Origin of the sequence: Hymenobacter qilianensis (assembly GCF_014638675.1) — a bacterium.
In the GTDB taxonomy this organism is placed as follows: domain Bacteria; phylum Bacteroidota; class Bacteroidia; order Cytophagales; family Hymenobacteraceae; genus Hymenobacter; species Hymenobacter qilianensis.
The window spans coordinates 1447421-1463040 of sequence record NZ_BMFN01000001.1 but is presented as its reverse complement, the minus strand read 5'-3'; the positions used below and the strand labels follow the sequence as shown (position 1 = coordinate 1463040).

At 54.2% G+C, this 15620-nt stretch carries 11 protein-coding genes; 7 read left to right on the top strand and 4 right to left on the bottom strand.

Features of this window, described 5'->3' with window-relative positions:
- Positions 1-24: 24 nt before the first annotated feature.
- Together IEW06_RS06305 and uxuA are read right to left on the bottom strand one after the other, a co-directional pair.
- Positions 25-2130, bottom strand: coding sequence for an alpha-glucuronidase family glycosyl hydrolase (locus tag IEW06_RS06305; RefSeq protein WP_188547711.1), 2106 nt, complete (start codon positions 2128-2130; stop codon positions 25-27).
- Positions 2131-2155: 25 nt separating this feature from the next.
- On the bottom strand, positions 2156-3412 hold the full coding sequence (gene uxuA, locus IEW06_RS06300; RefSeq protein WP_223284762.1) for a mannonate dehydratase: 1257 nt from the start codon (positions 3410-3412) through the stop codon (positions 2156-2158).
- 329 nt (positions 3413-3741) lie between these two features.
- On the opposite strand from uxuA, the gene IEW06_RS06295 reads away from it, so the two are divergent.
- Positions 3742-4920, top strand: coding sequence for a LacI family DNA-binding transcriptional regulator (locus IEW06_RS06295; protein WP_187733421.1), 1179 nt, complete (start codon positions 3742-3744; stop codon positions 4918-4920).
- A gap of 16 nt (positions 4921-4936) precedes the next feature.
- On the opposite strand, the gene IEW06_RS06290 is transcribed toward IEW06_RS06295, so the two are convergent.
- A complete protein-coding gene (locus tag IEW06_RS06290; protein ID WP_188547709.1) occupies positions 4937-7642 on the bottom strand; it encodes an FG-GAP-like repeat-containing protein in 2706 nt (901 codons plus the stop codon).
- A 237-nt stretch (positions 7643-7879) separates the two neighbouring features.
- Entirely contained in the window at positions 7880-8137 is a 258-nt protein-coding gene (locus IEW06_RS06285) for a hypothetical protein (protein ID WP_187733424.1), read from the bottom strand.
- 1023 nt (positions 8138-9160) lie between these two features.
- Between IEW06_RS06285 and IEW06_RS06280 the strand changes: the two genes are divergently transcribed.
- The 6 genes from IEW06_RS06280 (at position 9161) to IEW06_RS06255 (ending at position 15570) form a co-directional block, all read left to right on the top strand.
- Positions 9161-9379 (top strand): hypothetical protein, encoded by a 219-nt coding sequence (locus tag IEW06_RS06280; RefSeq protein ID WP_188547707.1) that lies wholly within the window; start codon positions 9161-9163, stop codon positions 9377-9379.
- 466 nt (positions 9380-9845) lie between these two features.
- The gene (locus IEW06_RS06275; protein ID WP_187733425.1) at positions 9846-11126 is read left to right on the top strand and encodes a tyrosine-type recombinase/integrase; all 1281 of its coding nucleotides are present in this window, start codon (positions 9846-9848) and stop codon (positions 11124-11126) included.
- 11 nt (positions 11127-11137) lie between these two features.
- Positions 11138-12340 (top strand): hypothetical protein, encoded by a 1203-nt coding sequence (locus IEW06_RS06270; protein ID WP_187733426.1) that lies wholly within the window; start codon positions 11138-11140, stop codon positions 12338-12340.
- Between the two features lie 96 nt (positions 12341-12436).
- Positions 12437-12763, top strand: a complete 327-nt coding sequence (locus IEW06_RS06265; RefSeq protein ID WP_187733427.1) for a helix-turn-helix domain-containing protein — start codon at positions 12437-12439, stop codon at positions 12761-12763.
- A gap of 331 nt (positions 12764-13094) precedes the next feature.
- Positions 13095-13601 carry a BT4734/BF3469 family protein gene (locus tag IEW06_RS06260; protein ID WP_188547705.1) on the top strand — a complete coding sequence of 169 codons (507 nt, stop codon included), beginning with the start codon at positions 13095-13097 and terminating at the stop codon, positions 13599-13601.
- Positions 13602-13632: 31 nt separating this feature from the next.
- Positions 13633-15570 (top strand): YfjI family protein, encoded by a 1938-nt coding sequence (locus IEW06_RS06255; protein ID WP_187733429.1) that lies wholly within the window; start codon positions 13633-13635, stop codon positions 15568-15570.
- The last annotated feature ends 50 nt before the right edge of the window (positions 15571-15620 follow it).

The window sequence follows — 15620 nt, the reverse complement described above, 5'->3', positions numbered from 1 at the left end:
GTCAGAAAGAATGATGCGGGATAATTAGCGCAGTTGATAGATGTCGACCAGTTCTTTGATTTCGGCCAAGGGGCGCGTGGGGGGCGTTAGCGAAGGCGGAATCGGTCGCTTTGCGTAGGTCTGGAAGTAGAGCACGCAGGCATCGCGCCACCATAGGGCCTCGCGGTGCTGAATGCGCAGGCGGGAGGCTATATCGGTGTGCTGCTCGGGGTCGACCTTGGGCTTTACCTGCTCCCACTGCTGCTGCATCCAGAGCACGGAGTCGGCCCCAGAGTAGTAGCGGGTGGTCAGTTCATCCCACAGAGTGTTGCCGGTACTTAGCCGCTGCCCCCAGGGAACGTGGTGAAACCAAAGCAGATAGTCGGGGGGGCAAGTGGCCGGATTGCCCCAAAGCTGGCGCACCTGGGGGGAATACAAGCTGAGGGCATTGGAGCCTTTGGCAGTGCGGTCGAAGCCCAGACCAATGGAGTCGGCTTTGTGGTAATACACGGAGGTCCAGTCGGGGCGGGCGCTTTTCTCCAGCCAGGGCTCGGGGCCGTAGTGGATGCTTTGACCCATAATGTGGTGCAAACCCAGTGGCGTGGTGTAGCGCACATAGATGTTGCGCGACTGATTGAGCACCTGCGCAATGGTATTCACGGCCTGAGGCTCGCGGGTGAGCGTCATCTTGGTCCATTCCTCGGCAACGGCATCCGACTTCAGTGTGTGGTCCCAAGCCAGCCGCCCGAAAGCGTACCAGTTGGCCTGGCCTACGGGGTGGCCGGTCCAGTTGCGGTCGGAGCCGATGTTGGCCACGCCGGCAATGCCGCTGATGCTGTGCTTTTCCAGGGTGCCATCAATCACTTTGGCCACCGTCGAGCCTTTGCCTTGGGAATACGTGTCCGACTCCAGGCATTCTTTGATAAGCGGGCCCAGGTACACGAGGTGAGTAGCAAAGCCCAGATACTCCTGGGTAAGCTGCACTTCCAGCACGAGCGGGGTGCGGGGCATGGCGCCAAACAGCGGGTGAAACGGCTCGCGCGATTGGAAGTCAATCGGGCCGTTTTTCACCTGCACCAGCACCTTCGGGGCAAATTTGCCGTCGAGCGGCTTAAACTCCTCGTACGCTTCCTTAAACCGGTCGCCTTTGGAGTTGGCTTTGTACACGAAGGCGCGCCACATTACGATGCCGTCGTGCTGGCCCAATGACTCGGCAAGCATGTTGGCGCCGTCGGCGTGGTTGCGGCCGTAGTCCTGGGGGCCGGGCTCGCCTTCGGAGTTGGCTTTTACCAGAAAGCCACCGAAGTCGGGAATGGTCTTGTAGATTTCATCCGTGCGGGCCTTCCACCACTGCCGCACTTTGGGGTCAAGCGGATCGGAGGTAGAAAGCCCCCCAATGAGCTTGGGAGCCGCCCACATCACCGACAGATACACCCGGATGCCGTAGGGCCGCATGACATCGGCCACGGCCGCCACCTTCCGCAAGTACTCGGGCGTGAGGTAGCGGGCGCTGGCATTCACGTTGTTGACTACGATGCCATTGATGCCAATAGAAGCATTGGCGCGGGCATAGTCCTTGTAGCGAGGGTCAATGACCTCGGGCAGCTCTAGCCATTTCCAGATGGAAGAACCCGCGTAGCCGCGCTCCACGGTACCATTGGGGTTGTCCCAATGATTAAGCATGCGGTACTGAACGCGCGGCTGACTGGTCAGGGCCGCCGTGGGGGGCATTTGCCCGGTTTGCACGTGGCGAAGCAGGGCGAAACAGCCGTAGAGTACGGCCGCGTCGGTGGGGCCAGTTACGACTAGTCCGCCATTTTGCTCCGATATTTTGTAGCCTTCCTTGCCCAGCGTGGGGTCGGCGGCTACTTGCAAGCGGATTCGCCCCTTACCGCCCGATGCTCCCACCGACACCGGGCGGCCCAACAAACCTTGCAGCCCGAGTTGCAGCTCGTGGGCGGCCGTTTGTAAAGTAGGCGAGGCTCCATTTTCTACTGTAATGCCCTTGGCCTGCGCCTGCCAGGCCTTGCGTAAGCGCGCATCTGGCAGCTGGTCGTACTTCAGCCACAAGCGGTAGCCATCGTCGGCAAGGCCCTGTTGAAGGGAGCCAACGCATAGAACTACAAGCAGGAGGAGAAAGCGAAATACCATAGGTGGGAAGGGCAATTGAAAAGAATTAATTGAAGTGGGAAGCGAGAGAATCGGCGTTGGTGTGGATTGGGGGGCTTTTTTCGGTTTCCTGCATGCTCCGGCGAATACCCAGCTCCAGTCCGCGCAGCTCGGCTAGTCCGCGCAGGCGGCCAATGGCCGAGTAGCCGGGATAAGTGCGTTTTTCCAAGTCGTCGAGCATCTGGTGGCCGTGGTCGGGGCGCATAGGAATGCTTGCGTTGCCTTCGCCCGTGCGGGCGCGGCGCAGCTCCTCGCGCACCAGCTCCTTCACCACCGCGTACATATCCACGTCGCCAGTGAGATGATCGGCCTCGTGGAAGTTGCGCGGGTTTTCTTCGCGCTTGGTGGCCCGGAGGTGGATAAAGTGAATGCGGGGGGCAAATCGGCGGGCCATGCCGGCCAGGTCGTTATCGGGCCGAACGCCCAGCGAGCCCGTGCAGAAGGTCAGGCCATTGGCGGGCGAATCATACGCCTGCAGCAAGCCAGTGAGGTCGGCTTCGGTGCTTACCACGCGCGGCAAACCCATGAGCGGAAACGGCGGATCGTCGGGGTGAATGCACAGATTAACCCCTACTTCTTCAGCCGTTGGGCCTACTGCCCGCAGAAAGTAATACAGGTTTTCGCGTAGCTCAGCGGCGCCGATATTGGCGTACTGATCCAACAAACCTTGAAATTGGGTTAGCTGAAAAGCTTCCTCCGAGCCGGGCAACCCAAGCAGCACCGTATCCGATAACGTTTGCAGCTCGGCCGGCGACATAGCTTCAAACTGAGTGCGGGCCGCGGCTGCCACTGTTGAGTCGTAATCGTTTTCGGCACCGGGACGCTTCAAAATGCACAGGTCGAAAACGGCGAAATCCTGCCACACAAAGCGTAGCGCCCGCGAGCCGTCGGGCATCTGATAGTTCAGGTTGGTACGCGACCAGTCCAGCACTGGCATGAAGTTGTAGCACACCGTCTGAATGCCACAAGCAGCCAGATTGCGCAACGACTCCTTATAGTTCTCTATGTACTGAGTCCGCGTAGGCAAGCCTTTCTTGATGTCCTCGTGCACGGGCAGGCTTTCTACTACTGCCCAATGCAAGGCCGAATACTGGCCATCATCAGTCTCAATCAGCTGCTGGCGCGCCCGAATTTCTTCCATTGGCCACACCGCTCCCACGGGCAGCTGGTGCAGGGCCGTAACTACGCCGCTACATCCGGCCTGGCGGAGTGAGTGAAGAGAAACCGGATCATGGGGTCCGAACCAGCGCATGGTGTGCAACATAGGCGCTTTGTATTATAAAAGTCCAATTAACTTTAAGCTCTACGGTTTGTATCGGAGGCTTTGCCGAAAAAGCCGCAACAAGCTATTTAGAGTAACTTGCTCTCGAAGATAGAATAACAATTGGAACCGAAAGCAAAAAAAAACATGGCCTAACTGGCTGATTTCTAAATAAAAATACCGGAAACGTTACCGGAAACGGTTTCGATAGGTATTCTTAAAACTCATCTATACAAAAAATAATTTTAGATTATCTTCGAATAATCAAGGAGGATATTTCTTAGTGCTTTTCCACTACCGCTTAGGCATTTAGAAATAATACTATTCATATTATGATGAAATGCACAAAGTGCACCTCCGCCGATGCGGTGATGCGGGCAGGCTTCATTCGGGGCCGCCAACGGTTCTTCTGCAAAGCCTGCGACTATCACTTCACGGATAATAAGGCTCTTCCGGCGCCGGAGCGCAAACGGCACCAAACCACGATCAGCGACGTGGCAAAAGTGTTGGGCGTAGCGCCCTCCACGGTGTCGCGGGCGCTCAATGGCCACTCCGACATCAACTCAAATACCCGGCAGGCAATTATTGACGTGGCCCGGCAACTGGACTATCAGCCTAATTTGCTGGCTCAGAGCCTTAAAAGCAGCGAAACCAAGACCATTGGCGTTGTTATTCCTGACATTGAGCGACCATTTTTCGCTACGGCTATCAGTGGTATTCAGCAGGTAGTGACGGAGGCGGGCTACCGCGTCATGATCTGTCAGTCGAAGGAGTCGTATGATGTAGAAGTCAGCAATGTACAGGCACTTATCGCCAGCCGCGTAGACGGGCTGCTGATTTGCCACTCCCGCGAAACCCAGAACTTCGACCACGTGAAGCCGCTGGCCTGCCGCGGAATTCCGGTGGTGCATTTTGATCGGGTGAGCAACGAGGTGGACAGCGCCAAAGTGATTCTGGATGACTGGAATGGCGCTTTCAACGTGACCGAACACCTGATTGAGCAGGGCGCGCAACGTATTGCAATCCTGGCGGGGCCTGAGTCTTTGCTGATCAGCCGTAATCGTTTAGCGGGCTACCAGCATGCCCTCAAACGCAACCAAATGCCCCTGCGCCCGGAGTACGAGGTGCACATAGAGTTTCAGCCCGAGGAAGCCGTAGCAGCCTTAGACGCGTGGCTGGCTCTACCCGAGCCTCCCGACGCCATTTTTGCTATTAACTACACCAATGCGTTTGATTTGCTGGTCGCCCTCAAAAAGCGCGGCCTGCGGGTGCCAGACGATATGGCGGTGGTAGGGTTCGGCGACGAGTTTATGGCTTCGATGATAGAGCCCGGCCTGACGACCGTTGATCTACACCCTTATCGTATCGGGCAGCAGGCGGCGCGGCTCTTTCTCGAGCAAATGCGGATGAAGGAGAACTTCCAGCCCCGCACCTTCGTCATCTCCGGCGACCTGGTGATCCGGCAGTCATCTTTGAAGGGCAAGGGAAATTATTTTAAGCTGGAGATTTAAACCTGCCGGCTCTCGTCTACTGTATCACGCATCGGCTCTGGAAATGGCCGTCGGGGGTGTGGTAGCGCACCACATAAATGCCCCCCGGTAAGCCAGCCAGAGCCAAGTCGCCCTCTGCCGCGTCTTTTACCGTCTGCGTGCGAACCACCTGGCCGCTTTGGTTAACTATACTGAGGGTGGCCGCAACAGTTGGCCCGGTATAGCGGTAGTACGCCCGCCCGGCCACAACCACGGTAGGATACACGTCGAAGCCAGGTACAACTTTGGGTCGTTTTAGGGCCCGCACAGGCGAATAATTCACCGTGCCGTCGAGGTCGGTTTGGCGGAGGCGGTAATAGAGCACCGCCGCTCCGGGCGGCAGGTTGTCATCGCGGAAAGTATAGCGGTGCGAGGCAGTGCTCGTGCCAGCGCCATTCAGCTTGGCGATGGCGGCAAAAATTTGCCCCCCAGTGCTGCGCTCCACCGTAAAGCTGGCGTTGTCCTTTTCTGAGGCCGTAGTCCAGGTTAAACTCACCGTAGAGGAGCCGCTGGCTACGGCCGTAAAGCTTACTAGCTCAACTGGTAAGGGGACAACACTGGAACCCTGGTAAAGATAGACCTGGCCTTGCCGGTTGTTTGCGTATGGGTCGCCGATCATTATATCGTCGTCCCCATCCCCATCGATGTCCCCGACCCCGGCTACTACACTCCCAAATAGAAAGGCAGTCGTTGTGCTTTCCGGTGTCTTCAATATGATGGGGCTCGTGGTATACAGCCCAGAACTGGACCCATGATAGAGATACGCTCTGCCCTTATTCCCATCAGAACCATAGGCTCCAATCAGTACATCAGCATACCCATCCTTATCCACATCCCCAGCGCTGGCAATGTCCAGCCCAAAAAAGCTCCCCGGCTTTGCCATGGGGTCATCGAGCGTTACATGGGTCGTGTTGATTCCGGCAGGGCCACCGTTATAGAAGTAAGCACGGTTCGGGGTGCCACCCAGACCGGCTATGATTCCTACCAAAATATCGGAATAGCCGTCTCCATTTACGTCTCCTACTCCACATACACTTACACCAAACTGGCTGAGCCTCACCCCATGAGGCTCATTTAGTATGGTGGGTGGGGTGACTAGTCCAGCGTTAGAGCCGTGGTACACGTAAGCACGCCCCCGATTATTATTGGCGCCCTGAGCCCCAATCACCACATCAGCATAGCCATCCTTGTTCACATCGCCAGCCCCTGCTACGCTGACGCCAAACCAATCTTCACCTGTGTTGACTGGGTTGGCGATGATGACAGGAGTAGTGTTTATTCCTAAGCTAGTACCCCGATACAAGTAAGCTCGCCCTTGGTAGTTATTATTACCAAAAGCGCCAACCATTACATCGTTGTAGCTGTCGCCATCGATATCGCCGACGCCCGCCACACTGTTACCAAAATAATCGCCGCTATTGCTACCGGGGGAAGCCAGCAAGGTAGGATCTTCGGTGACAAGGCCAGTGCCGGAGCCTCGGTAGAAGTATACCCGTCTTGACCCACTACTGATGCTTTCAGCGCTTATCAATACATCGTCGTACCCATCGTTATCAATATCTCCTGCTCCCGCCATATTCTGACCAAAGGCGCGCGTATTTGCAGGGGCAACTAAGACCGTAGGATTGGCAGTAACCAATCCGTTTTTGCTGCCATAATAGAGGTACGCCCGGCTTTTGTATATAACACCTGAATTGTTAGCAGTGTCGCTGGCAGCAATGAGTACATCGTCGTAGCCATCTCCGTTTACATCGCCGGCTCCCGCTATGCGATGGCCGAAGGTGGTTCGCTTCTTCGGGCCAGGCTCAGCAATGGTGATGGGGGTAGTGATAAGCGGATCAATAACGAGCGGATAGGTGGCGCGCGCATCATCCACGACCAGCGCTACTGTTTTTTCATCGGCGCTGAGCTGCATTCGCGACGCTAGTACCCGCCCGGTTGCGTCCCAGGCGCGTAGGCCCGCATAGCGAAGCACTTCTTTGCCGGCCTCACGCAAGCTCAATGCCTGCCCATCCGCGTGCCCTGCTACTTGCAGATTGGTATGCAGAGCCAACTGCACCTGCACCGGACCGGACCGGCCAGCCGGCCGCTGAAACAAGGTATAGTTCTGACGCAACCCTGCCGGCGAGTTCTCATAATCGACGGCGAAGGCTGCGCCGTGGGCATATGCCGCCTTATTTTCCTGGCAGGTGGTACCGGTGGAAGTGTCTTCCGGCAAAAACTTCAGCTTATCGCCTCGCCCGATGCCGCGCAGCTTTAAGCTTAGCTGCCACGCCCGGGAAGCCTTGGCGCGGTCGGCGGAAACGGCCACGGTATAGGCCGCAGCGCCCAGGGTAGAAATTAGCCCCTGATCAGGATTATCGGCGATAGTGGCAGCTGAGTGCTCACTGGATTGATACAGAAAGTAGGCGCGGCGCTGCACATCAGCCAGCACGGCCGCAAGTTCGTCGGTAGCCGGAGCAGCCCGCGAAACTGCACTTTGAGCAAGTCCGGCGGCGGGTCCGTTAGCCAGCCCACCCGCACTAGGCTTGGCAGATGCTTCCTGGCTGGAAAAAAGCCCCCCAGCGGGACCAGCAGCCTGAGTAGCAAGCGTCCGGCTGGTGGCGATAAAATTCAAATAAAAAAGCCCCCCACTAACAGTGGCCACTACAAAAAAGCCGACAGCACAGATACAGTGCCTCAAAAACGAGGAAATGCGTAACATAAAAATTAGAGTAGAACAATTGGCTCATAGACACTTAACATTAGATAAGACACCAATAACCTGTAAAAGCAGGGGTATGGAGGTGGCGCAAGCTAGTGGGGTGCGCGGGCCCCTTTGTCCAACATTCAATCTGGCACAAGCCGGAAGGAGCGTTAGAAGATCTTTACTAAATATACATGTAAACGTTCTCGCGTTTGAAAGCAAGCAAGAAAATTTGTGACTAAGCCTACATATTTCTTAGCGCATAATCTTGCCGCGTAAGTCCCAGTGGCTGGATTTTACCGTCATACCATCACCTTCCCGCTTGATTGTGCGCGTGTAGCGCTCACCGGCAATGAGGCCGTCAGGTCGGCGCTTACCAAAAAATAACGTCACGGGTTCACCGTGCTGGTTGGTCACAAAGGTGATATCATAATCTTTGAACACATCGTGGATGCTGGTGGAGGGCTCAAACGTCTTGTTAAGCTTCTTTTCTAATTCGGGATGAAGGGGCATAATCTGCAGTTAAAAATTATACTAGGTGCTCACCTAAGCGCAGACAGCAGGTGTGAACTGGGACCTTTTGAAGCCGCCAAAAACTGCTGTTACCTGTTTTTAAGTAGCAGGAGATTAGGACAGGATCTCAGCCATCTGCTTTCCCGTGGCTGTTTATGAGGCGTCCTACCCGAAAACTCTGCTTCTATGGCTTAGGATGGCACATTGGTAGCTGGAGCATGCTTAATGCGAAACCGTATCCCCATGGCTCGCAGTCGCTTCCGGTAGTGCGCAAGCAGGCGCAATGTTGCCATATCCAGCCGAGGCAAGCGGCAATCAATCCAAACCAGGCGTTTTCCGCTGCGAGCCGCTCGTCGGAGTGCCTCCTGCAAGAGCGGCAGCGCAGGTTCCCGCTCTAGGTCTTGTACCAAGACAAGTCGATACGTACGCGGCAGAATTTCGTGGTATACCTGCATGAGTTGGTTCTGGTGGGAGAAAAACCGGGGCCGCTTCGAGCAGCACTCATGAGGTTATACGGCGGAGATAAAAGTGTCGGCTAGGCCTTACAGGCTAATTCTGTGTGTGATTTACCTTGAATCTTGGGCTGCGTATTTGTCGCAGCTTTTGTACAACTCAAACTACTGCGCAGCTACCTCACGATACTTTAATGCTTCATGGCTTTGAGTACCGCAGTCGTTCCAAGCTGCACGGTTTGAGAGCATTGCGGCAGCAAGCAGATTAGAAAATCTGAACTCGTGAGCTCAAGGATAAACCCCTGCGCTAATGACTTTGGCCCGATATTTCGTTGTTATAAGTAGAAATACTTAACAGACTCTCATCAGCGCGTCTGTACTCGACATTATTACTCACGGGCCTCGAGAGAAGCCTTTTACACCTCAAATTATGTACACGTTGTTATTGCAAGGGGGCGGATCCATCGGCAGTGATGGAATGCGTTTGCCCGTATAAATACCTGCTTGGTTCAGCTTGCGGGAAAAGTACGTATTATCGATCTTTGTATTCCGTAATAATACTGGACTGATCATGCGTTCTACTTCCACCCTGAGTTCCCATCAAGCGCATCGCTTGGCGGTCTCGTTAGCATTCCATTTCCCTTCCTGTGCTTTTCTCACTCCGGGTCCTTATCATCAGCTGCTGCTTGAGGCCTTCGTGCGCGGGGAGCTAACAATGGATCAGGTACTGGTTCATCTGGAGGCTCACGAGTATGCGCCCGAGAGACGGTCAGTGGTGTATACAGCCTAATGTCTGGAGTTTACAGGGGCGTTTGGCTGTAAGACTATAAGACTAGTCGAAGTAGCCCTGATGTTTAAGTGGCACTGAATCCTGTACGCTTAAAATTGGCTTGCGGTAGGAGTAAATGCGCTAGTCTCAGGCTTTGCATTACGCTCAGGTACATGCAGTAGAGCGCCTCAGCCAAGAGTTGGAAGCAAGGGAATATGTATAGTCAGGTGCCCTGATAAAAAGAAAAGGCCTTTCCGTTATGGAAAGGCCTTTTTAGGTAGCGGGGACAGGAATGCAACCTGCATTTTTATACATACTACAAACGACCGTAAAAGTGGCCTTAAAATTCCAATAAGGCATATTTATCGTTCATGATATCTGTTTGAGTATGTCTAAATAGTGTTAAAATCAAGAAGTGTGTACCCCTACGTGTACCCCGAATGGGGTACACACCCTATATTTGATACGGCAACTACACACACTTTCTATGGCAACCGTATCCTTTCACTTGAAAGAGCCGGGGGCAGACCGCCCTACGGCCATTTATGCCCTACTCACCATTGACCGGCGTACCCGGATCAAGGTCTATACTGGGCAAAGTCTTCACCCTAGTAAATGGGTTAAAGCGGACCAGCGGGCGCAAGTCCGAGGCAAAGGCAATGAACTGAATGGACACCTCAATGATGCACTGATTGCTATTGCGGAGCGGCTCCAGCTAGTCTATGCCGAGCACCTTGCGGCTGGGATGTTGCCAACTGCTGCCACCCTTCGTGAAGCTGCCGCACCAGCCCGAGCCGAAGAACCCATTGCTGCCCCAATCGCTCTTGGCGGAATGTTCTGGCAACGGTATGAGGAATGGGTTACTTACACACGTGACGCCGGCACAGTTCGGACAGCGCAAGCGCACGCTACAGCTGGCCGGCACTTACGGGAGTTTGCTGATTCGACTGGATACGCTGTAGACTTTGATACACTCTCCACCACCGTGGGAGACCGATGGGCAGCTTATCTGCTGAACGTGGCCAAGCTGACCGACAACACAATAAACAAACACCTAGGGCGGGTAAAGTCATTCATGAAATGGGCCGCCAAACGGGGTTACACTGAAAATACCGCGCTTGACCGTGTAAGCTGGGCACGCCGGGAGCCGGACGTTATTGCATTGGCTGCTGCCGAATTAGCTGCCCTGGAAGATCTGCCCCTAGCCCCTGGCTCCCGCCTCGACAAAGCCCGCGCCTGGTTCCTGCTGGCTTGCTACACTGGCCTACGGTATTCCGACTTGGTGAGCATCCGTCCTCAACACCTACGGCCCGCTACTGCTGCTATGCCGGCACTGCTTCGCATAACTGCAAAGAAAACGCGCTCTGTGGTGAACATACCTTTGAGCACCTCAGCCCTATCTATCGTTAATAGATTGCTGGCGGGAGAATTGGCAAGCATTAAAAGCCAGCCGATAACGAACCCTGTACTGAATCGCTTTTTGAAAGAGCTGGGGCAGTTGGCGGGCATTGATTCGCCCATCGAAGTTATTCGCTACCGGGGCGGTATTGCCGACGTAACAACGTGCCCCAAGTACGAAAAGCTGACTGTTCACACTGCCCGGCGCACGTTCGTGACCCTGAACCTGGGCAAGGGTATGAGCGCCGAATTTGTGATGAAGCTAACCGGGCACACGTCTTACAAGTCCTTCCAGCGGTATGTGAACTTGACGCCCCAGCGGGTAGCCGAGGAATTTGCGAAGTTCCACGAAATGCCGAGCACGCATTAAGGGTCTGTTAAATGGATACAGGAACCTCTTACCGTGACTATGAAAGTCCCTTGCCAGCAATAAATTGGGCCAGTGTAGCAGATGAGTCTGACTTAGAAGCTTTATCATTTTGGGTTTATGCTCTAGGAGACCACGACTGGCAAGGCGCGCCTGGAGAATTACCCCCGCCCATTCGTTACGAACGCATCTATTTCAACTCCCCAGAGCGAGAAAAATGGCTTAACGCACTAGAAACTTTGTTACGTCGAGCTATCCCATTTTTATACGATGAAGGGCAATTTGCTGTCCTTTCACAACATTTACCCTTTGAAACGAGACCGGAGCAACTACACCAAATGCTGGTTAAGAGCCTGTGGGCAGCAGACCGTCTAAAGTCATGGATTAGGCTAAGACGTGAGTCAGCAATTGAACAGTTTATCAAAGCGCTGGGTACAGTATATGCCGATGTTGATTATGGCCCTGACTCCGAATTTGATGTTGATGATGAATCTAAGATTCCAGTGAAGATTGGGCTACATCCCGACTGGGACGAACAGGAAAGGCTTCTTGGCTTGCTCAGAATGTTTGAAGTAGAAATTCAGAAAACTGCTGTGAGTGCTTCTCTTAGAGTCGCGGCTCACCGCTTAGAAGCGCTTGCTAATTTTCCATTAGAGGACTTTTTTACTGAAATTTCTTATCCAAATGCAATAATTAATTTAAATTCTTTTATTTATTTTCATCCTGGCCTTACTTGGCTCAACTTGGATGACTTCAAAACTCCCAATAAGTTGGAATCTGACTTTATTCAAGACTTTAGAAAGTCACTGGGGTTCAAAATAGGGTATGCTAAAGTAGCATTGGGTCTTGTGCTTGCTGCACTTGGCGAAAATGCTGTTTTACAGCATTCACCTTCCGTACCAATTGGTGCTTATCCTTGGACTTTTATAGAAGAGATAGCCGAAGAAATTGAGTTGCGTTCCAAGGGCAGATTTATGGTAGTGGATAAAAACATCCAAGCTGCCTGTGCCGGGTTTATTATAGCGTTAAAAGAGGTTAGCATTTTACCTAAAGAGAAAACGCTTCCAACACTATACGAAGCTTTTTCTGCCCATTACAACTGCAAAATTGGGTCTGACCGTGATGGGCCTATTCGTCAGCTTTGGAAATCGAAGGCTATAAAGGCGCTAGCAAAACGACAGGAAGGCCCGTCTTTACAAACCAAAGTCCCGAATTAAGTCCCGTAACCCACGTCGGGCTTTGTCTATCCATACCTAGGCGGACCTATTTCGCATCGTCGCTGACTTGCACACCTCTCCGTCAGCTTCTAACCGATGCCAGCTATTATCCCTGTGGGTGTTGATTACACTCAGCTATTAGAAGACTTCCGTGCTTTAATCCGGCATGAGCTAAACCATCATGCGCCGCCGGTCGCGCCCACCGGGGCTATCCCAGCGCTGGGCGACGAACTGCTGACTTTGCGTGAAGCAGCCCAAGTGCTAGACGTAACGGTGCAGACCGTACACGACTGGAAGCGACGTGGCTTGCTAAAATACCACAAGCTGGGCAGTCGCACCTACATAAAAAAGGCCGATGTGTTGACCGCACTAAGCGGGCATCAGCGGAGCGTTAAATCCGGCAAGGGGGGTCCCCGTGGATAAGCTGCTGCCTAATTCAAAACCGCCCTTAAGCTCTGACGAGTTAGCGGTCGCGCTTGCCTTAACCGGCAAAAGCACTCCTACCCCGACCGAATTGGCGACAGCGTTGCGAATAATGTACCCTGCTGGGGATGGACCGACTGTGAATGACGTGCTGGCGGCCGGCCAACTTGTTTACACAATTGATAGGCAACGCCTCCGGCTGCCTCCCCTCACGCCCGCCAAGTTAGAGCAACGCATGAAGACACCACCGGCCGGGCCAGTAGTCCCTCCCAGGGTCACCGGACTGTTTAGCTTTTACGAAGGAGGTGGTATTGGCAATACCACCCCTTCAATGACACTTACGCTAGCCGAATTACACGGGGTGTTAGTTTCGCCTCGATACAGTACTCGCACCAAGGCCCTGCGGGAAGCAACAGTAGATACAGCGCGGAAGGCAATCAAGAAAACCCTCGACTATGTGACCCCAGCTGGCGTTTTCAGCCACCGGGCAAATGCCGGGGTGCAAAGCCTCTCGGGGCTGTTGGTGCTAGATTTCGACCACTTGCCCGATGTGAACGCAGCTTGGGCAGCCCTGATGGCAGATGAATTGTTGGCACCGGGGCTAGCTATGCTGTTCACCAGTCCCAGCGGAGATGGCTTAAAAGCCATTGTATGGACTGACCCGGAAGCCGACCATTTGGGTAATTTCCGGGGATATGCTGACTACTTGAAAGCCCATTATGCGCACTTGGGCCTCGTACCAGACGAAGCAGGTAAGGACCTCGCCCGCGCCTGTTTCGTGCCCCACGACCCGGCAGCTTGGCTTGCACCGCCCCCCGATGCTTCGGCCGCAGCCTGACAGCCAATTCTATTTTTAAAAAAAGCTGGCAATGAAAATCAACCTCAAATCTTTGCGGGCGGCAACGCCTACCCCAAAAACTCATCTGCCCAACGGTTTTGCTCGACCCAATGCTGTACCCACCCCGCGGCAATCGGCCCCGAATGACACGCTGGATTGGTGCATTGAAACATTTAGCCGTGGACCGTGCCCCATGCCTAGCCAGGGCCGCAACGACTGGCTCGCCGCGCTGGCACTTTTCTGCAACGAGCGTGGGGTACTGGAAACAGACATGCTTTCCTGGGCGCTGACCCACCCCGCATTGCACGGCCACGGCGAAGACCGGATCATGAAGACCGTTAGCGGTATTTATCGCGAAAAAGTATCTGACCACGGCACTAAAGTGGCTGACTACAGCCATGGCCGGGCGGCAAGCCCTCGCCCACCTTCAACCAAAGCGAGCGAGGCGGAGTGGCCAACCCCAGCCGCCTTATCCCCACGCCTTCGGCCAGTGCCGGCGTTTAATGAGAATTTATTTCCGCCCGCTCTGCGGCCCGCCCTGCGTGATGTGGCTCACCGTCTGCAATGCCCGCCCGATTGGCCTGCCGTGGCCTGGATGGTGATGATGGGGGCTGTGGTGGGCAACCGCTGTGGCATCCGGCCCAAACAACTCGACACGGGATGGCTGGAAGTGCCAAATTTGTGGGGGGCGATAGTGGCCGACCCTTCCAAAATGAAAACTCCCACGCTTAACGCGGCGCTTTACCCACTCAAAGAGCTTGACCGCGTTGCCCGCAATGAACACCGTGATAATATTCGCTCACACGAAGCGGAAGCTGAGGTGCTCAAAGCCCGTAAGGAGGCCATTAAAAAGAAGCTCACTAGAGCCGCTGACAAAGGGATTGAGGATGATTTGATGAGTCTGCAAGCGCAACTGGCTAATCTTGAAGCAACCTCGGCCCCGGTGGCCCGCCGCTACTTAGTCAATGATAGCACTGTAGAGAAACTCGTCGAGTTGTTGATCGATAATCCTCGGGGCCTACTCGTTTTTCGGGATGAGTTGACTGGCTTATTGCTAACCTGGGAGAAGCAGGGCCGCGAAACCGATCGGCAGTTTTATCTAGAAGCTTGGAACGGCACCGGCGATTACGGGAGCGATAGAATTGGTCGCGGCTCCTCATATGTGCAAAATTGCTGTTTGTCGTTGCTGGGCGGTATTCAGCCCGATAAACTGGCCAACTACTTGAGGCAGACGCAAAACGGCGAAAACGATGGCATGACGCAGCGTTTTTCGTTACTGACTTGGCCTGACCCTCGCCCTTTTAAATACATAGACGTAGTTCCCGACCACGCCGCCCACGCCGACGCTGCTGAATTGCTACGCCGCCTTGATGCGTTAGACCCCATAAAGGCTGGGGCAACTATACGCCCTGGCGATCTTATTCCTGCTTTTCATTTCGACCTAGCCGCTCAAGAAGTGTTCGTGGCTTGGCTTACCAAATGGCAACTGGCGCTTGAAAGCAGCGATGAAAGCCCAGCTTTGGTGCAGCACTTGGCCAAATACCGCAAGCTGTTCCCAGCTTTGGCTTTGCTGTTTCACTTGCTTGAAATTGTAAGCGGAGCCACCGCACCCGGTCCCGTTAGTCAATGGGCCGCCGAATTGGCTGAGCAGTGGTGCGCCTATTTCGCGGCCCATGCCCGGCGCATTTACGCCTATGGTGCCAACGGTAGCAATGCTGCTACGCTAGGGGAACACATAAGTAAAGGCCACTTAAAGGCGAATTTCACTGCGCGCGATATTCAACGCAAAGGTTGGCAGGGCTTAACCGACAAGGTAGCGGTGGCAACTGCCTTGGAAGACCTGGTTGAGGCCAGCTGGATACGTGAACTACATGCCCAACCAGCTTCAGAGGTAGGACGACCACATAGTACGGTTTACGAAGCCAACCCCAGTATTTTTCTGAAAGGGCCAGAAAGCCGAGCACACTAAACTGACTTAATAAATCGCACATGTAAGGTGTTCCAAAAACCCTCTCTAAA